Here is a 19,013-nt window from a genome sequence, read left to right on the forward strand (position 1 = left end):
GTGCCCCTCCTAGCCCTGAGCGGTGTCACGAAAACCTTCCCGAACGGAACGGTCGCGTTGGCCGGCGTAGACCTGACCATACAGCCCGGCCGCGTGCACGGGCTGCTCGGCGCGAACGGCGCGGGCAAATCCACCCTGATCAAGATCCTGTCCGGCGCGCTTGCGCCGACCGGCGGCGATATCCGCTGGCGGGGAGAGCGCGTGTCCTGGACACGGCCGCAGGCGCCGCGTGAAGCGGGGGTCGCAACGATCTACCAGCACATCCCCTTGGTCCCGACACTCACCGCGCTGGAGAATATCCTGCTCGATCAACGGGCCTTCCTGCGTCACCGGGCGGACGACAGGCAGCGGATCGGGGATGTCGTCGCTTCGCTCGGGCATCCGTTCGATCTTGACGATCTTGCCGGCGACCTTCCCATCGGCGCACGCCAGATGATCTCTATCGCACAGGCGCTGGCCGGCGGCGCGGACCTCGTCGTCATGGACGAACCAACCGCGTCCCTTGCGGGGGATGAGCGGCAGACGGTGTACGATACCATACGCCGCCTCGCACGGGAGGAGGGCAAGGCGATCCTGTTCGTCTCTCACTTTCTCGACGAGATCATGGCGCTGACCGACGAGGTGACGATCCTTCGCGACGGTCGTGCCGTTCTGCATGCCGAGACCGCCGACCTCGACGAGGCGCGCATTGCCGAAACCATTGCCGGGCGTGCGATAACGGCGCTGGGGCGGCGGAAGACGCGCAGCGAGCCCGGCCCGGTGCGCTTGGAGGTCGATGCGGTCGCGTCCCCCGGCAAGCTCGCGCCGACCTCCTTCACGCTGCGTCAGGGTGAAATCCTTGGTATCGCGGGCGTTCTGGGGTCCGGGCGCAGCGAACTGATGCACGCAATCTTCGGCGCGGATGCCCATGCGACCGGTACGGTTCGCCTCGATGGCGCTGAAATAGGCCGTTACACCGACGAGGCTGTCGCCGCCGGTCTGGCATTGGTGCCGGAGGACCGGGCAGGGCAGGGCTTTGTGCCGCAGATGGACATCGCCCGGAATGTCGGCCTCGGCGTCATGGCCCAGTCGGGCGCGGGTGTGCGCCGCGTCGATGCTAAGGATGAGCGCCGCTGCGCGGAGAACGCGATCCGGCGCCTCGGCATAAAGACTCCGGGGCCGCATGCGCTCGTAACCGAACTTTCCGGCGGCAATGCGCAGAAGGTCGTCGTCGCGAAATGGCTGACCGACCGGACGCGCGTCCTCTTGCTCGACGAGCCAACGGCCGGCATCGATATCGGCGCCCGTACGGACATATTGCTGCTGGTTCGCGGCCTCGCTGACGAGGGACTGCCCGTCATCCTCGTCTCCTCGGAGTTCGAGGAACTGCTCGCCATCTGCGATCGAATCCTCGTCATGCGCGACGGGCGGGTGATCGGCGAGGCGGATCCGAACGAGACCAGCGAAACCGATTTGACCCTGATGGCCGGCGGCGGCGACCGCGCTCCGGCAGGAGCGCCTGCATGACAAGGACGGACGATTTACCCCGCATCTTCGGCCTGCGGGAGGCGGGCGTCTATTACGCGCTTCTCATCCTGCTCTTCGCGCTGGCTGCGATCGCCTCGTCACGTGGCTTGCCGCCCTATCTCAGCGGCCAGAACCTCGGCAACATCGCCTATCAGGCATCGCTGATCGGCATCATGGGCGTCGCGATGACGGTGATGTTGATCACTGGCGCCTTCGACCTGTCCGTCGCCTCGGTCGCTGCCCTGTCGGCAGCGGTGCTGGTGGGACTGGCGGGGTCCATTGGTTTCGTTCCTGCCGTTTTTGCAGCACTCTGTACGGCCGCGGCCATCGGCCTTCTGAACGGCGCCATCGTCCAGTTCGTCGGCATCAACGCCTTCATCGTCACGCTCGGCACGCTGACGGCCGTGCGCGGACTCGTGCTCGTCCTGACGGGCGGCCGCTCGCTGATGGTGGAGGATCCGGACGTGCTTGCGCAGATGCTGGCCTTCGAAAGCACGCGTGTGCCGCTGTTCATTGCCGGCATTCTTCTCAGCGCTGTGCTGCTCGGAACCGCCGTGTGGAAGCGCCGCCCACTCATGGGAGCTGCGGGGCTGTGCATCGGCGCACTCATTCTTCTCGCCGGCCCCGGTTTCGCCGTTGCCGCGCCCGTCATCTACCTCGCAATCTTCACGCTGATCATGTGGGCGTTGCTCGGTTTCACGACCATCGGCCGGCGCCTCTATGCCGTCGGCGGCAATGCGGAGGCGGCGCGGCTGTCGGGCATCAACGTGCACGCCTACAAGCTGGGCGCGTTCGTCCTGTCGAGTGTGGCCGCCGGCTTCGCCGGAGTGCTCTTCGGCAGCCGTCTTGGCGCGATCAACCCGACCGCACTGCAGGGCGCGGAACTGACGGTCATCGCGGCCGCCATTCTCGGCGGAACCTCGCTGTTCGGCGGCGCCGGCAGCGTCGTGAAGACTGTGATCGGAGCGTTGCTGCTCTTTACCCTCACCAATGGTTTCAACGTCCTCAATCTCGGCGCGAACTATCAGGGTCTGATCGAGGGGATCGTCGTCGTTGCGGCGGCGGCGATCTACACGGTCGGCGGCCAGCGCCGTGTCGGAAAACCGAAGAGGGCGGATACCGCGCCGGACGCGCCTCCCGTCAGCGAAGGAGCATCGGCATGACGACCCAAACCCTCAGGATCGCCGTCCGCGAATTCGAACCCTTCGCCAGCGCCATTCGAAAGCAGTTCGACGACTTTCTGGCATCGACCGGCATCGAAGCCGAGCTCGACGCGCGGATGATGGACCTGAACACGTTGCACGATACCGCGATCAGCAAGGGCGGCCTTGCGTCCGGCGAGTGGGATATCGCCTTCATGGCCACCGACTGGCTGGCGGAGGCGCATGACGCGAACCTGCTGGAGGATCTCGCCCCGCACATGGCGCGCGCGCCGATCCCGGATTTTCCGGACGGCTGGAGCCCGTCTCTCATGGAATTGCAGCGCTTTGCCGGTGGTTTCTGGGGCATGCCCTACCATGACGGTCCGGAATGTCTCATTTACCGCAAGGATCTTCTCGAAGCCGCGGGCCTGCCCGTGCCGCAAACATGGGAGGAGTTCCATGCGGCGGCACGCGCCCTGCATGCGCCGGACGAGGGACGCTTCGGAACGGTCCTGGCGCTTTATCCGGACGGGCATAACGGCTTCTACGACTTCTGCATTCACGTCTGGTCGCGGGGCGGCGAGGTGTTCGACGAGAAGGGCCGGCCGAGCCTTACGAGCCCTGAGGCCGTTGCCGCCCTGGATTTCCTCCGCTCGCTTGCTGGCGACGATAACGCCATGGCCCCCGGCGCGCGGGACCTCGACAGCGTCAAGTCCGGCCTCCTCTTCGCAGAGGGGAAGGTTGCAATGATGGCGAACTGGTTCGGCTTTGCCGCCTATGCCGACACGGCGCCGGATAGCCGGGTGAGGGGAAACGTGGACGTGGCGCCGCTCCCCGTCGGGCCGGGCGGACGCAGTGTGTCGCTGAACGTGTTCTGGGTTCTGGCAATGGGCAGCGGGTCGACGAACAAGACACTGGCCTGGAATTTCATGCGGCACTGCGCGTCCGCCCCAATGGACCTGATTACCGCGCAAGAGGGGGCGATCGGCACGCGTAAATCCACTTGGGCCGATTCGGCCCTCAACGCCGACATCCCCTATTATCACCGCCTCGACTGGCTGCACGAACATGCGCGGGAAATGCCGCTGACGCCAAAGCTCGCGGCGATCTCGCACATCGTCGACGACCTCATGACCGCTGCCGTGTCCGGCGACCCGCCTTCAGCCGATCTCCTGAAAGAGGCACAGGCGCGGGTTGAGGCCGAACTGTGATAACGGATACGCTCGCCCAAACTTGGCCTTTACCCAGCGAACCGCGCCCGATCGTGATCGTCGGCACCGGCGGCATCGTGAGGGACGCCCATCTGCCGGCATATCGAAAGGCCGGCTTTCAGGTGACCGGGATATACGACCCCGATCAGGACCGGGCGCGTTCGGTTGCGCGTGACTGGAATATCCCGGCCGTCTTCTCGACCCTGGAGGAAGCGGCCGCAGCCGACGCCGTGTTCGACGTTGCGGCTCCCCCGACCGCCCACCGAGACATCCTGAATGCACTGCCGCGCGGTGCGAGCGTGCTGCTGCAAAAGCCCATGGGTCTCGACCTCGCTGCGGCGACGGCCATCCGGGACACGGTTCGTTCGCGCGAGATGACGGCGGCGGTCAATTTCCAGCTGCGCTATTCGCCGATGATGCTCGCACTCGCCGATGCCGTCCGTTCGGGCCGGCTTGGCACGCTGACGGAGATCGAAGTCCGCATAAATCTCGTCACGCCCTGGCACCTGTTTCCGCATCTGAAGACGAATCCGCGCGTCGAGATCGTCTCCCATTCGATCCACTATCTCGATACGATCCGGGCGCTGGTCGGCGATCCCGCTTCGGCCTTCGCCCGCAGCTTCTCATATCCGGGAAGCGAACTCAGCGACACGCGAACGTCCATGATCCTCGATTACGGGCCGACCCTGCGCGTTCTCCTGTCGATCAACCATCATCACGATTTCGGACGCCGATTTCAGGATGCGGCGTTTCGCGTCGAGGGAACGGAGGGCGCCGCGCAGGCAAAGCTCGGCGTCCTTCTCGACTATCCGGCAGGCGAGCCCGACGAACTGTGGCTCGCGCCAAGGGGTGGGCCATGGGAACAGGTGGCGCTCTCCGGCGCGTGGTTCCCGGACGGCTTCATCGGTCCGATGGCGAACCTGCAGCGATACGCCTCCGGTGAGGATGATCGCCTCGCCACCAACGTCGAAGATGCCTGGCGCACAATGGCGCTGGTCGAGGCGCTTTACCAATCCAGCAAACAGGCCGCGACGCCGCTGCCGACCGAATAGAGGGAAAAGGGACTGACGTGACGGATCTGACGGGAAAGACGGCGCTGGTGACGGCCGCCGCGCAGGGGATCGGCCGGGCCGCGGCCAGTGCGCTGGCAAAGGCCGGGGCGCGCGTGATCGCCACCGACATCAACGCGGACGCACTGGCGGACCTGTCCGGGCCCGGCATAGAGGTAAAGCGGCTCGACGTGCTCGACCCGGAGGCGATCAGGGCCGGTGTTGCGGAGGCGGGAAGCATCGACATCCTCTTCAACTGTGCGGGCGTGGTCCATGGCGGCACGATCTTGGAGGCGAGCGACGAAGATCTCGATTTCGCCTACGCGCTCAACGTGAAGGCGATGGTACGTATGTGCCGTGCCGTGTTGCCGGCGATGATCGAGAGCGGGGATGGTGCCATCATCAACATGGCTTCGGTGGCATCCAGTGTGAAGGGCGTGCCGAACCGCTTCGTCTATGGCACCACAAAGGCGGCGGTCATCGGCCTGACCAAGGCGCTGGCGGCCGATCATGTCGGGCAGGGGGTGCGGTGCAACTGCATCTGTCCCGGCACGGTCGAAACCCCGTCGCTGAAGGAGCGTCTCTCCGAAAAGGGCGACTATGAGGAAAACCGCGCGGCCTTCGTCGCGCGCCAGCCCATTGGGCGTATCGGCAGGCCTGAGGAAATTGCAGATCTGGTCGTCTATCTGGCCGGGGCGACCTATACGACGGGGCAGATCCACAATATCGACGGAGGCTGGTCGATATGAGGCGGCTTCTGACAGCCCTGCTGCTCGCAGCAGCACCATGTGCGGCCATGGCCCAGACCGGCGCGGACACTGCCGCTGCGACCAGCGAGGAGCTTCCCGTCGAGTTCGAACGCCTCTGGCTCGGCTCCGCCTGGTATCCGGAACAATGGCCTGAGGATCGCTGGAACGAGGACCTGCGCCTGATGAAGGCGCACGGCGCCAATGTCGTGCGCATCGGCGAGTTCGCTTGGAGCCGTATGGAGCCCTCCGAGGGCGCGTACGATATGTCGTGGCTCGTCCGGGCCGTCCGGCTGGCCGAAAAGCACGGGTTGAAGGTCGTTATCGGCACGCCGACCGACACGCCCCCGGCCTGGATGAGCGAGAAGTACCCCGACATCCTTCGCATCGACGGGGAGGGGACGCAGGTCGGCCATGGCGGGCGCCGGCAGTTCTCGATCTCCTCGCCCCGCTACCGGCAGTTCAGCCGCGACATCGTTGGCCGGATGGTGGATGCGCTCGGCGACGAGCCCAACGTGATCGGCTGGCAGATCGGCAATGAATATACGGAGGAAAGCTACGACCCCGCTGCGCGCGAAGCCTGGCATGCCTGGCTGAAGAGGAAATACGGGACGCTCGACCGCCTCAACGAGGTGTGGACGACCGCCTATTGGTCCCAGACCTATACGGACTGGACACAGGTTCCCTTCGACAATCAGGCCGGCAACCCCGGCTGGATGCTGGATCTGAAGCGGTTTATCACGGATCAGTGGGTCGATTTTCAGAAAAACCAGCTCGACATCATTCGTGCCGGCGCGCGGCAGGGCCAGTTCGTCACGACCAATCTCGGCGGGCTCGGCTGGGCGAACCGCTTCGACCGGTACGAGATCAACCGCGATCTCGATTTCGCATCCTGGGACAATTATGTCGGCACCGGCCATTTGCAGCCCTATCGTAACGGGGCGAGCCACGATCTGGTGCGCGGCTGGAAGCGCGAAAATTTCTGGGTGATGGAGATCCAGCCCGGTTTCGTGAACTGGGCTCCGGTAAGCAATATCCTCTACCCTGGGGAGACCCGCGCCATGGCTTGGCAGGCGGTCGGGCATGGCAGCGATGCGATCCTGTACTGGCAATGGCGCAACGCCCTGAACGGTCAGGAAACCATGCACGGGTCGCTGATCGGTCCGGATCAGAAGCCGCTGCCGATCTATGACGAGGTTTCGCGGATCGGCGTGGACTTTGCCAAGGCGTCACCGGCAATTGCCGGCACGGAACCTGTCTCTCCTGTCGCGATCCTGCAGGATTACGACAGCCGCTGGGCCATCGATTTCCAGAAACACCACGAGGATTATGACCAGATCGAGGTGCTTCTGGACTATTATCGTCCCTTGAAGGACCGCCTCGGCGCCGTCGACATCGTGGAGGCGGCGGGGCCGCTGGATTCATATCGACTGGTCGTCGCGCCCGGCCTCAACATCATCACGGACGAGATGGCGACGCATCTGACTGAATATGTGCGCGGCGGCGGTCATCTGATCCTGGGTCCGCGGTCGGGATTGAAGGACGCCTTCAATCGTCTGCATCTTGAGCGTCAGCCGGGTCCGCTGGCCGAGCTGCTCGGCGGGCGCGTCGAGCAGTTCTACGCGCTCGACGAGGCCGTCGAGGTCGGCAGCGGTCGTGCTGAGATATGGGCAGAGGATCTATCCGCAAATGCCGGAGATACCGAGGTCATCCTCCGCTACGGCAAGGCCAATGGCTGGCTGGACGGACACCCGGCCGCCCTTCGCCGTGCGGTGGGCGAAGGATCGATCACCTATGTCGGCGCTCTTGTCGATGATGCGGTAATGGACGGATTGATCGCAGACGCAATGGCATCCGCTGGCGCGCAGGCCGACTTCGCCGTTCCCGATGGTGTCGAACTGATGACGCGAGAGGGGCAGGGGCGCCGGATCGTCATTCTGATCAATCACGGGCGCGAAACGCAGAGCGTGACGCTGCCCCGGGCGATGACGGACATTCTGGACGGCGGCGAGACTGCCGCGATCGAGCTTGCGCCTGAAGGCGTGGCCGTTTTGCAGAATTAAAGGGGAGGAAGTGCAATGACGAAAATGAAGGCCTATCTGCTAGCGGGAATAACGGCCGCACTACCCCTGACAGCGCCAATAAGTCCTGCCGCCGCGCAGACGGCGGAGCCGTATCCGATGGCGTTCCAGGCCGAACCCGTGGCGCGTCAGCTCGAAACGGTGGAACGCGGCATTGAAAACGGACCGTTCCGCGCCGATTGGAACTCGCTGAAGGGCTTCGAGATCCCTGAGTGGTTCCGCGATGCCAAGTTCGGCATCTTCATCCACTGGGGCCCTTATGCCGTGCCGGGGTTCGCGAACGAATGGTATTCGCGCAACATGTACGAACCGCATAGCGAGGCGTTCACCTATCACCGCAACGTCTTCGGCCCGCAGTCGGAATTCGGCTACAAGGATTTCATCCCGATGTTCACTGCCGAGCGTTTCGACGCAGAGGGGTGGATCGACCTGTTCCAGCGCGCCGGCGCGCGTTATGTCATCCCCGTTGCCGAACATTGCGACGGCTTCGCCATGTACGACAGCGACATGACCCGCTGGGATGCCACTGAGATGGGGCCGAAGCGGGACACCTCCGGCGAGCTGATGCAGGCGGCGCGCGACGCCGGCATGCATTTCGGCCTCTCCTCGCACCGGGCAGAACACTGGTGGTGGTACGGGGTCGGCCGGACCTACGACAGCGATGTGAACGATCCGCGCTTTGCCGGCCTTTATGGTCCTGCCGCCCCGCGCGCCCTCCCGGCCGATCCGCAAGGCAGCGTGCCATCGCCCGATCATCTGGAAAACTGGTATCCGCCAAACCAGCAGTTCCTGGACGACTGGCTCGCGCGGACGACGGAAATTATCGACAAATATCAGCCAGAGATGATCTATCTTGACTGGTGGACCAGTGCGCCGGCCTTCGAGCCCAATATGAGGAAACTGGCCGCATATTATTATAATGATGGCCAGAAAGAGGGATATGGACCCGCCATCGCCTATAAGGGCGAGCAGTTCGAGAGCGGCACGGCCCTGTTCGACATCGAACGCGGCAAGCTCGATGCGCTTCGTCTGGAACCTTGGCAGACCGACACTTCGATTTCCATTCACAGCTGGGGCTTTGCGCAGGACGACGAATATCGGACGGCGAAATCGCTGACGCAGGATCTGGTCGACGTCGTGTCGAAGAACGGCAATCTGCTTCTGAATGTCGGTCCAAAGGCGGACGGGACCATCCCGGCTGAAATCGAGAAGGTCCTCGTCGACATGGGGTCTTGGCTGCAGGTGAACGGGGAAGCGATCTACGACACCCGCCCCTACAAGTTCTTCGGGGAGGGGCCGACGGTCAGCGAGACGGGGCAGAAGAGCGAGAACCCGAACAAGAGCTGGACGGCGAGCGACTTCCGGTTCACCACGAAGGGCGACACGCTTTATGCCATCGGGATGGAGCGGCCGTCGAACGGAACCGCGCTCCTCAAGACCATGTTCGCGGGCACTCCCTATCTCGACCGGGAAATCGCGGCGATCGAACTCGTCGGCGGCGGGGCGCTGAAGTGGCAGCAGAGCGGCAACGGACTGGAAATCGATCTGCCTGCGGGCGTCGGCGCCGATATGCCCTACGCCATGCGCATTCGCTTCAGCTCATGAGGAAAAGAAGTTGACGAACTTACTGCAAGGAAAGCGTGTTTTCGTTACCGGTGCGTCGTCGGGAATTGGCCGTGCCGTCGCCATCGGTTGCGCGCAGCATGGCGCGGATGTGGCTCTGAACTACGGGCATGACGAGGCGGGCGCAGAAAGTGCCGTGCGAGAGATCGAGGCGCTTGGGCGCACCGCCTTTGCGATGCAGGCCGACGTCGCAGAACCGGAAAGTGCAGGACGCTTCGTCGGAGAGGCAGCCACAGCCCTTGGCGGCATCGACGTTTTCGTGAACAATGCCGGCATCTGCCCCTTCCACGGCTTTCTCGACATGCCGGTCGACACGTTCGAGCGCACCATGCGGGTCAATATGCACGGCGCCTATTTCATGGTCCAGGCCGCCGCGCGGGCGATGGTTGAGCAGGGCACAGGCGGGTCGATCATGGCCATGTCCTCGATTTCCGCACTGGTGGGCGGCGAGTATCAGACGCATTACACCCCGACAAAGGCCGGCGTTCTTTCGCTGATGCAATCGACAGCTATCGCCTTGGGCAAGCACGGGATTCGGTGCAACGCGCTCCTGCCCGGCACGATCCTGACCGAGATCAACAGGGACGATCTCGCTGACCGGCAGAAGCGCGAATATATGGAAAGCCGCGTGCCGCTGGGCCGCCTCGGACAGCCGGAGGACATGGTGGGACCGGCCGTTTTCCTCGCCTCCGACCTCTCGGCTTACGTCACCGGCGCGGCCTTGCTGGTCGATGGCGGCATGTTCGTGAACCTGCAATAGTGCCGGCCGCAGCGTCCGCCCTCGACTACCGCGAACTGGCGCGCCGCCGCCTGCCGCGCTTTCTGTTCGAATATATTGACGGCGGGTCCTATGCGGAGGTCACGCTGCGCAGGAATGTTGCCGATCTGGAGCGAATAGCGCTGCGGCAGCGCGTGCTTACCGACGTGTCTTCTCTCGATCTGGCAACGACACTTTTCGGGCAGCGCATGTCCCTACCGGTCGCGCTTGCGCCGATTGGCCTTGCCGGCATGAATGCGCGGCGGGGCGAGGTTCAGGCGGCGCGCGCGGCGGAGAAGGCGGGAATACCCTTTTGCCTTTCTACCGTATCGGCCTGCCCGCTGGACGAGGTTGCCGCCGGCACGACGAAGCCCTTCTGGTTTCAACTCTACATGATCCGCGACCGCGCCTTCATGCGCGATCTTCTGGCAAAGGCCCGGACCCTCGGTTGCAACGCGTTGGTCTTCACCGTCGACATGCCGGTGCCGGGCACCCGATACCGCGATTATCGGTCCGGCCTTGCCGGCGCATCCGGGTTGAGGGGCGGTCTGCGCCGCGCAGGGCAGGCGATGCTGCGCCCGCACTGGGCCTGGAACGTCGGCGTGCATGGCCGGCCGCACGAGCTCGGCAATGTCGCGCCCGTCCTTGGCAAGGATACCGGGCTGGAGGATTTCTTTGCCTGGATGCGCGATAATTTCGATCCCTCCATCAACTGGAGCGACCTTGCGTTCATTCGCTCCGAATGGGATGGCCCGCTGATCATAAAGGGCATCCTCGACGCGGAGGATGCGCGCGAAGCGGTCAAGCTTGGCGCGGACGGCATCGTCGTCTCCAACCATGGCGGGCGTCAGCTCGACGGCGTTCCCTCGACCGCAAGCGCATTGCCGCCCATCGCTGACGCAGTGCGCGACGAGATCACCGTGCTCGTCGATGGGGGCATCCGGTCCGGCCTCGACGTTGTCCGCATGCTCGCCCTCGGGGCGGAGGGTGTGCTCCTCGGCCGGGCATGGGTTTATGCACTCGCCGCACGCGGGGAGGCGGGCGTCGCCCACGTGCTGCGATTGATCGAGGCAGAGATGCGCGTCGCAATGGCGCTGACGTCGAAGACATGCATCGCTGCCCTCGACCGAAGCATGCTCGTGGCGGAGGAGGCCCACGGCTGAAGCCCGCAAACTGGCGGTTTTCTTGGTCGAGGAATAGGCTAAAACGCGCCTATGATCCGCCCGCTCGCTCGCTTCGCCACGTCCGCACTTCTCTCCACCGTCCTCTGCTCGGCAAGCAATCCTGCACTCGCCGCGGGTTTCGACGATGTCGACCCGTTCATCGGCACGGGCGGGGAAGGGCACACCTTTCCGGGGGCCGTCGCGCCGTTCGGCATGATCCAGCTCAGCCCCGATACCGACACGACCTGCGAGATCCGCGACTGTTACGACCACGCAGCCGGCTACCGATATGACGACCCGACCATCCAGGGGTTCTCGCATACGCACTTCTCCGGCTCCGGCCATTCGGATCTCGGCGATGTTCTGGTCATGCCGGTCGCGGGTAACGAGGTTGCGCTCGAACCGGGCGATGCAACAAAGCCGGGCTCCGGCTACCGGTCCCGCTTCGATCATATCCACGAGGAGGCGGAGCCCGGCTATTATTCCGTGCGGCTGACCGACGCGCGGGTTCTTGCGGAGATGACCGCGGGAACACGTGTCGGCGTCCATCGCTACACCTTCCCGAACGAGGAAGCCGCGCATCTCGTACTCGACCTGCGCAGTTCGCTCTATAATTATCCAGGAAAGATTCTCTGGTCTTCCCTGCGGTTGCATCCGGACGGGACCGTGACCGGCGCCAGGCAGACGCGCGGCTGGGCGCCGGACCGGCATCTCTATTTCGCAATGCGGTTTTCCGCCCCGGTCAAGAGCCACGCCTTCGTCAACACCGAGGAAGACGTGGCCTATCGCGGTTTTCAGGGGCCGGGCAGGGACAGCGATGCCGTTGCCCAGCGTCAGGGCCGCGCACTTGTCGGGCGCCTCGACTTCGGCAGGCTGGATGCGCCGCTGGAGGTTCGGGTCGCCGTCTCCACGGTCGACGAAGCGGGCGCGATCCGAAACCTGGAAAGCGAGCCGGGGACCTTCGACGCGGTTCGGGCGGACACGCGGGGCAAGTGGGAAACCGCTCTTTCGGCCGTCGAGATCGAGGCGTCCGACGATATGCGGACGAACCTCTACACCGCACTCTATCATTCCATGATCGCGCCCTCAGTTTCCGGTGACGCGGACGGCCAGTACCGCGGGCCCGACAATGCCGTGCACCGCGCGGATGGCTTCACGTTCCGTTCCACCTTCTCGTTATGGGACACGTTTCGCGCACAGCATCCGCTACTGACGCTTCTACAGCCCGATACGGTAAACCGCGACATTATCCGCTCGCTGCTCGCCAGCCAGGAGCAGAGCCCGTTCGGAATTCTTCCGATATGGCAGTTCCACGGACAGGAAACGTGGACGATGATCGGCTACCATGCCGTTCCAGTGATTGCCGACGCCTATTTAAAGGGAGTTCGCGGCTTCGATGAAGACGCCGCGCTTCGGGCCATGGTGCAAAGCGCCAGCTATGCGCCCTATGGCGGGCTCGGTGACTATATGAAGCTCGGCTACGTTCCGATCGACGAGGAGCCGGAGGCGGCCTCCAAAACCGTCGAATATGCCTATGACGACTGGACCATCGCGCGAATGGCGGAAAAGATGGGGCGGACCCGCGTCGCGGACCGCTTCTATGACCGGTCGCGCAACTGGCGGAACAGTTTCGACGACAAGACCGGCTTCGTCCGCGCGCGAGATTCGAAGGGGAACTTCCGGGAACCGTTCGATCCCACCGCGATCAATTACGGCTATGACTATACCGAGGGGAACGCCTGGCAGTATAGCTGGTTCGTGCCGCACGATCAGGACGCCTTGTTCCAGGCCATGGGCGGCGACGAAGCAGCCGTCGAAAAGCTCGATCGCATGTTTGAATATGACATGACCGGCATCGACTACAGCCACGCCGAAGATATCGCAGGGCTGATCGGCCAGTATATTCATGGCAACGAGCCGAGCCATCATGTGGCCTATCTCTACAATCACGCCGGCGCGCCCTGGAAGACGCAGGAACGACTGGCCGAAATCGTGGACAGTCAGTACGCGCCGACGCCGGAGGGACTCTCGGGGAATGACGATCTGGGTCAGATGTCTGCCTGGCTGTTCTTTACCGGCCTCGGTTTCTACCCCGTCACGCCCGGCAGCCTGCAATATGTGATCGGCCGGCCCTTCGTCGAGCGGGCGGTACTGAACCTGCCGAACGGCAATCGGTTTACCATCCGCACCGAGGGGCTGGGGGCGGAGAAACCCTATATCGGCAGCGTCACGCTGAACGGGGAACCGCTGGAACGGACCTATCTGCGCCACGGCGAAATCGTTCAGGGCGGCGAACTCGTTTTCACCATGCAGGCCGAACCGAACCGCGAGTGGGGAACCTCAACCGAAGCACGCCCTTACTCGATGAGCGAATGAGGATGACCGCGGCTGTTGTCCGCTCTGGCGTTCAGGGACGTTGATGTTCGAGGAGCGCAGCGACCGCGACCTTGGCGCGCGGGCGCTCGTCGCCGCCGGTTTTGTGTTCATGACATCGCTGGTGACGCGGCTCGGTTCGCTCGTGAACCTTGCCGTTCTGGGACGGCTTCTGTCGCCCTCGGACTATGGTGTCGCCTCGCTCGCCTTCATGGCCATCGGCTTCATCCAGACGTTTATCGATGTGCGCATGGGCGCGGCCCTGATGACCTTCAAGCGCATCGAGGATGCGCACATCAACACAGCCTTCACCTTGCAGTTGCTCCGCGGGCTGCTGATCGCCGGAATCCTGTTCGCCGTTTCGGGCTTGGTCGCGGATATGCTCAACGAGCCGAGATTGCAGCTTGTCCTCCAAGTCCTCTCCGGCGTGCTCATCATCGACGGGTTCAAGAACCCCGCATTCCTGCTCTATGCTCGCCATCTCGACTTCTCGCGTGAGTTTTTTCGAACGACGGTTGCAAATCTGATCGGATTTGCGGTGTCCATCGCCGCCGCCTTCTATTTTCAAAGCTACTGGGCAATTGTCGTGGCGACGATGTTTTCCCGCACGATGGAATGCCTTCTGACCTATTACAAGGTTCCCGTGCGCCCCCGCTTCGGGCTCGGCGAGTGGCGCTCCATGGTCAGCTTCGGGTCGGGTGTCCTGGTGGTGGACATCTTCACGCAGATCCACTCCATGGCGCCGCAATCGCTGATTTCGCGCCTGATCTCCACCGCCGCGGTCGGGCAGTTCACCATGGGGCAGAATGCCTACAACACGCTTCTCGGCGAACTCGTCGCGCCCATCCGGAAGATCCTGCTGCCCGGTTTCGGCGCCGTGCGAGAGGATCTTGAGCGCCTGCGCCGCACACTGCGCCTGTCGCAGGAGGTGATTTTCGCCATAGCTATGCCTATCGGAGTGGGCCTGTCGTTCTTTGCGCATGAGGCAATTGCCATTCTGGTAGGCGATCAATGGGACGAGGCCATTCTGGTGGTGCAAGTAATCGCCCCTGTCGCGGCTGCCCGCACCATCGCAACGCCGGCCCATTCGGCGGTCATGGCGCTCGAGCGTCTGCGGCCGCTCCTGGCGCGCGCGACCGCAAGCCTTGCCGTGGGCTGGCCCCTGATATTCGCCGGCATTCACTTGGCGGGCTTTTCGGGCGCCATCTACGCATGGGCGGCGGTCACCTTCATCGGCTTGTTCCTGTCGCTGCAACTTGTCGGGCGCGAGCTGGGCGTGCATATTCGCCACGTCGCAAAGGATTGCGGCCGCGCCTTCCTGTCCTGCGGCGTGATGGCTGCATTCCTCTGGATCCTGAAGCCGCGTATCATTCCGGTGGAGGATGTCGGCGATGTCATTGCCGGCTGCCTTCCCTTCGTCCTCCTTGGCGGCATAATATATTTCGCCTGTCTGTTCGGTTTGTGGATCCTGCAGGGCCGCCCCGCCGGGTTCGAGATGCAGGTTCTGCATTATGGAGGCAGAAGCATTCCGAAACTGACGGCTCGGATGAGAACGATCTTCCGCCGTCCGGCAAAGCCCTGACGAACCCATCTGCAGATCGCTGCTCGATCCCTCTCATTTCGCTCAGCGTCGGCGACCTCGTCGCGCAGCTAGGCAAACGACACTGGACGCAACCGATCCCATGGGAGGACGCATGACTGAAAATTTGAAGATGAAGGCGCGCATGACCGGGGAAGGGCGGCTTGAAATGTTCCTTGCCGCCGAACCCGTCCCGGAGACGCTGGACGAGAACGAGGTGCTGATCGAAGTCGATGCAGCGCCCATCAATCCATCCGATCAGGGTGTGATGTTCGGCCCGGCGAACATTGCAGAGGCGGTGAACGAGGATCGCGATGGCCGCGCTCTTCTCACCGCGCCGATCCCCGAAGCCCTGCTTGCGCGCGTGAGCGCCCGGCTCGGCAAGGCGTTGCCCGTCGGCAATGAGGGGGCGGGCACGGTCGTTGCGGCCGGCAGCGGCGCTGCCGCGCAGGCGCTTCTCGGCAAGACGGTCGCTGCGATGGGCGGGGCCATGTATGCCCGTTACTGCAAGACGACCGCAGAGAACTGCCTGGCCTTCAACGAAGGCACGACCGCGGTCGAAGGCGCATCCAGCTTCGTCAATCCGCTCACCGCGCTTTCCATGGTGGAAACCATGAGGATGGAGGGGCACAGCGCGCTCGTCCATACGGCTGCCGCGTCGAACCTCGGTCAGATGCTGAATCGAATTTGTCAGGCGGACGATGTGTCACTGGTCAATATCGTGCGCAGCGAGGACCAGGCCAAAATTCTGCGCAGTGCCGGCGCGAACCATGTCTGCAACTCCTCGGACGACGACTTTCTGGACCAGCTTACCGAAGCGGTCGCTGAAACGAACGCCACTCTCGCCTTCGACGCCGTCGGCGGCGGCAAGCTCGCGAATTACATCCTGATGGCAATGGAACGCGCGCAGGGGCGCAAGGCCGACGCTTTCAGCGTTTACGGGAGTACCGCGCACAAGCAGGTTTATCTCTACGGCAGTCTCGACTTGTCGCCGACCGTCCTCACGCGCGGTTATGGCATGTTCTGGGGTGTCGGCGGATGGCTGCTGCCCCCCTTCCTTGCGCGGATCGGCGGCAAGCGGGCAGGGGAACTCCGTCAACGGGTCGCGGACGAGATCGGCACCACCTTCGCCAGCCACTATACAAAGGAGATATCATTGGAGGACGCCCTGCAGGCTGACGTCGCCCGCGCCTATGCGCGTAAGGCTACCGGCGAAAAATACCTCATTCGGCCGCAGCGTTGATTGCCGGGTACGGAAATCCAAATCCGGAATCGGACGCAGCGAACCTGCGTACATCTCAATGAAAAAGGGGCGCGTCCATCGGACACGCCCCTCTTCATTCGACAAGGTCGAAGAAGCTTACATTTCTTCTTCGGTCGTCGTCGTCGTCTCGTCGGTCATCGTGCCGTCGTCGGTCATCGTGGTGTCTTCCTCGATGACGTTCGCGCCATCGACCTCGTCAGCGGACTCGCCCATCATGTCGGCCTGCGCATCGAGATCGTCGGCAGCGGCTTCGTTGCCCATCTCGTCCTGAAGATCGGCCTGCTCCTCAAGCACGTCCTCCTGCGACTCGAGCTGCTGCTCCTGCACGTCCTCGGCCGCGTCCTGCGGACCGCAAGCGGCGAGGGTCATGGCACCAGCGGCGGCGACTGCGAATACGATCTTCTTCATAATAACTCTCCTTATTTAAGAAACCGAACGGCATTCTTCGGTGAGGGTTCCCGTTCGGTCACATTCGATAGAATGGAAATTATTGGAAAACTACGGTCTCTAGCCTAACCTTATGATGGCATTGTACTTGGCTGGCCGTATGTCTTACACGTCTCCCTAAGTCGGTTCTTCACCGCTAGGAGGGTATAACTGCTTCCCCCTACCGCGGTTCCACAAATAGCACCGCTTTTCGTTCATGCAAGATTCATTGCGGTTCGGCCATGTTTTTCGGTCGGCCCCACAGAGGCGGCTTTCGGGCGGTGTTGCGTGGTGAGGGAGCGTAGCCTATCTCGCTCCCAAGGCCCGTTCAAAGGGCAACTCACACTTTTCGTTTATATGGAGCGCCGACGCAGTGACCGCAGGCCAATACAGTTTCGTAATGAAAGAGCTGACCAAGACGTACCCCGGTCAGTCGAAACCCGTTCTCAACAATATCACCTTGCAATTTTATCCCGGTACGAAGATCGCCATCGTCGGCCCGAACGGGACCGGTAAGTCGACCCTGATGAAGATCATGGCCGGGCGGGACAAGGATTTCCAGGGCGAGGCATGGGCCGGCGAGAACGTGTCCGTGGGTTATCTGGAGCAGGAACCCGAGCTCGATCCTTCGAAGACCGTCAAGCAGAACGTCATGGAAGGTGTCGGCGAGATTGCCGGCAAGATCGACCGCTTCAACGAAATCACGGCGATCATGGGCGATCCCCCGGAAGATGTGGATTTCGACTCGCTCATGGCCGAAATGGGCGAGCTTCAGGAACAGATCGATGCCGTGGACGGCTGGAATCTCGACACCACGCTCGATATCGCGATGGACGCTCTGCGCTGCCCGCCCGGCGATGCCGGCGTGACCAACCTGTCGGGCGGTGAAAAGCGCCGCGTTGCGCTCTGCCGTCTGCTTCTGTCGAAGCCGGACATTCTCTTGCTCGACGAGCCGACCAACCATCTCGACGCGGAAAGCGTCGCCTGGCTGGAAAAGCACCTCGTCGACTATGCCGGCAACGTCATCCTCGTGACCCATGACCGCTACTTCCTCGACAATGTCGTCGGCTGGGTGCTGGAGCTCGATCGGGGCCGCTATTACACCTACGAGGCCAATTATTCCGGTTATCTGGAGAAGAAGGCGAAGCGGCTGGAGCAGGAAAGCCGGGAGGATGAGGGCCGGGAAAAGGCGATCAAGGACGAACTGGAATGGATTCGCAAGTCGGCCAAGGGCCGGCAGACCAAATCGAAGGCGCGTATCCAGGCCTTTGACGACCTCGTCGCAGCACAGGAGAACCGCAAGGTCGGTCAGGCTGAAATCCTAATCCAGAACCCCGAACGCCTTGGCGGCAAGGTCATCGAGGCCAAGGGGCTGACCAAGGCCTATGGCGACAAGCTTCTGTTCGAAGACCTCGACTTCATGCTCCCACGGGGCGGTATCGTCGGCGTGATCGGTCCGAACGGCGCGGGTAAATCCACTCTGTTCAAGATGATCACCGGCCAGGACAATCCCGATGAAGGCAAGATCGACATCGGCGATACCGTTCACCTGGGCTATGTCGATCAAAGCCGCGACGACCTCGACCCGAACAAGAACGTCTGGGAAGAAGTCTCTGACGGCATGGATTATTTCGAGTTCGGCAAGGAGAGGATTTCCAGCCGCGCCTATGTCGGGGCGTTCAACTTCAAGGGTCCCGACCAGCAGAAGAAGGTCGGGCAGCTGTCAGGCGGTGAGCGCAACCGGGTGCACATTGCGAAGATGCTGCGAAAGGGCGGAAACGTCCTGCTGCTCGACGAGCCGACCAACGATCTGGACGTGGAGACTCTCCGCGCTCTCGAGGTTGCGCTGGAGAACTTCGCCGGCTGCGCCGTGGTCATCAGCCATGATCGCTTCTTCCTCGACCGCCTCGCCACGCACATTCTCGCCTTCGAGGGCGATAGCCATGTCGAATGGTTCGAGGGCAATTTCGAGGCCTATGAGGAGGACAAGCGCCGCCGCCTCGGGGACGCCGCCGACCGTCCGCACCGGATGACCTATCGCAAGCTGACGCGCTGAGTGTCTATCAGACCCTGAAGACCGAGCGAGCGGGAGC

The 19,013-nt window shown here is 63.1% G+C and carries 14 protein-coding genes; 13 read left to right on the forward strand and 1 reads right to left on the reverse strand.

The features are described 5' to 3' along the window. From C725_RS01695 to C725_RS01750, 12 genes are all read left to right on the forward strand, one after another. Positions 1-1,506 carry a sugar ABC transporter ATP-binding protein gene (locus C725_RS01695; RefSeq protein ID WP_200858571.1) on the forward strand — a complete coding sequence of 502 codons (1,506 nt, stop codon included), beginning with the start codon at positions 1-3 and terminating at the stop codon, positions 1,504-1,506. Then, the gene (locus C725_RS01700; protein WP_008599753.1) at positions 1,503-2,669 is read left to right on the forward strand and encodes an ABC transporter permease; all 1,167 of its coding nucleotides are present in this window, start codon (positions 1,503-1,505) and stop codon (positions 2,667-2,669) included. The genes C725_RS01695 and C725_RS01700 overlap by 4 nt, the downstream gene beginning before the upstream one ends. Beyond that, on the forward strand, positions 2,666-3,859 hold the full coding sequence (locus C725_RS01705; RefSeq protein ID WP_008599755.1) for an ABC transporter substrate-binding protein: 1,194 nt from the start codon (positions 2,666-2,668) through the stop codon (positions 3,857-3,859). Before C725_RS01700 ends, C725_RS01705 begins: the two co-directional genes overlap by 4 nt. 53 nt (positions 3,860-3,912) lie before the next feature. Beyond that, positions 3,913-4,911 carry a Gfo/Idh/MocA family protein gene (locus tag C725_RS01710; RefSeq protein ID WP_008599756.1) on the forward strand — a complete coding sequence of 333 codons (999 nt, stop codon included), beginning with the start codon at positions 3,913-3,915 and terminating at the stop codon, positions 4,909-4,911. A gap of 17 nt (positions 4,912-4,928) precedes the next feature. Beyond that, positions 4,929-5,657, forward strand: a complete 729-nt coding sequence (locus tag C725_RS01715; protein WP_008599757.1) for an SDR family oxidoreductase — start codon at positions 4,929-4,931, stop codon at positions 5,655-5,657. Further along, positions 5,654-7,717, forward strand: a complete 2,064-nt coding sequence (locus tag C725_RS01720) for a beta-galactosidase (protein ID WP_008599758.1) — start codon at positions 5,654-5,656, stop codon at positions 7,715-7,717. Before C725_RS01715 ends, C725_RS01720 begins: the two co-directional genes overlap by 4 nt. 15 nt (positions 7,718-7,732) lie before the next feature. Further along, positions 7,733-9,340 carry an alpha-L-fucosidase gene (locus tag C725_RS01725; protein ID WP_008599759.1) on the forward strand — a complete coding sequence of 536 codons (1,608 nt, stop codon included), beginning with the start codon at positions 7,733-7,735 and terminating at the stop codon, positions 9,338-9,340. A 10-nt stretch (positions 9,341-9,350) separates the two neighbouring features. Then, positions 9,351-10,118 carry an L-rhamnose 1-dehydrogenase Lra1 gene (locus tag C725_RS01730; protein ID WP_008599760.1) on the forward strand — a complete coding sequence of 256 codons (768 nt, stop codon included), beginning with the start codon at positions 9,351-9,353 and terminating at the stop codon, positions 10,116-10,118. Continuing rightward, positions 10,118-11,278 carry an FMN-dependent L-lactate dehydrogenase LldD gene (lldD, locus tag C725_RS01735; protein WP_008599761.1) on the forward strand — a complete coding sequence of 387 codons (1,161 nt, stop codon included), beginning with the start codon at positions 10,118-10,120 and terminating at the stop codon, positions 11,276-11,278. Before C725_RS01730 ends, lldD begins: the two co-directional genes overlap by 1 nt. 51 nt (positions 11,279-11,329) lie before the next feature. Further along, positions 11,330-13,654: a GH92 family glycosyl hydrolase gene (locus C725_RS01740; protein ID WP_008599762.1), complete on the forward strand. Its 2,325-nt coding sequence runs from the start codon at positions 11,330-11,332 to the stop codon at positions 13,652-13,654. A 43-nt stretch (positions 13,655-13,697) separates the two neighbouring features. Further along, the gene (locus C725_RS01745; RefSeq protein WP_008599764.1) at positions 13,698-15,233 is read left to right on the forward strand and encodes an oligosaccharide flippase family protein; all 1,536 of its coding nucleotides are present in this window, start codon (positions 13,698-13,700) and stop codon (positions 15,231-15,233) included. A 112-nt stretch (positions 15,234-15,345) separates the two neighbouring features. Further along, entirely contained in the window at positions 15,346-16,473 is a 1,128-nt protein-coding gene (locus C725_RS01750; RefSeq protein WP_008599765.1) for a zinc-binding dehydrogenase, read from the forward strand. A 117-nt stretch (positions 16,474-16,590) separates the two neighbouring features. On the opposite strand, the gene C725_RS01755 is transcribed toward C725_RS01750, so the two are convergent. After that, positions 16,591-16,902: a hypothetical protein gene (locus C725_RS01755; RefSeq protein ID WP_008599767.1), complete on the reverse strand. Its 312-nt coding sequence runs from the start codon at positions 16,900-16,902 to the stop codon at positions 16,591-16,593. A 391-nt stretch (positions 16,903-17,293) separates the two neighbouring features. Between C725_RS01755 and ettA the strand changes: the two genes are divergently transcribed. Next, positions 17,294-18,976: an energy-dependent translational throttle protein EttA gene (gene ettA, locus C725_RS01760; RefSeq protein WP_008599768.1), complete on the forward strand. Its 1,683-nt coding sequence runs from the start codon at positions 17,294-17,296 to the stop codon at positions 18,974-18,976. Positions 18,977-19,013: the final 37 nt, after the last annotated feature.

Source organism: Pacificimonas flava (assembly GCF_000342165.1).
Lineage (GTDB): Bacteria > Pseudomonadota > Alphaproteobacteria > Sphingomonadales > Sphingomonadaceae > Pacificimonas > Pacificimonas flava.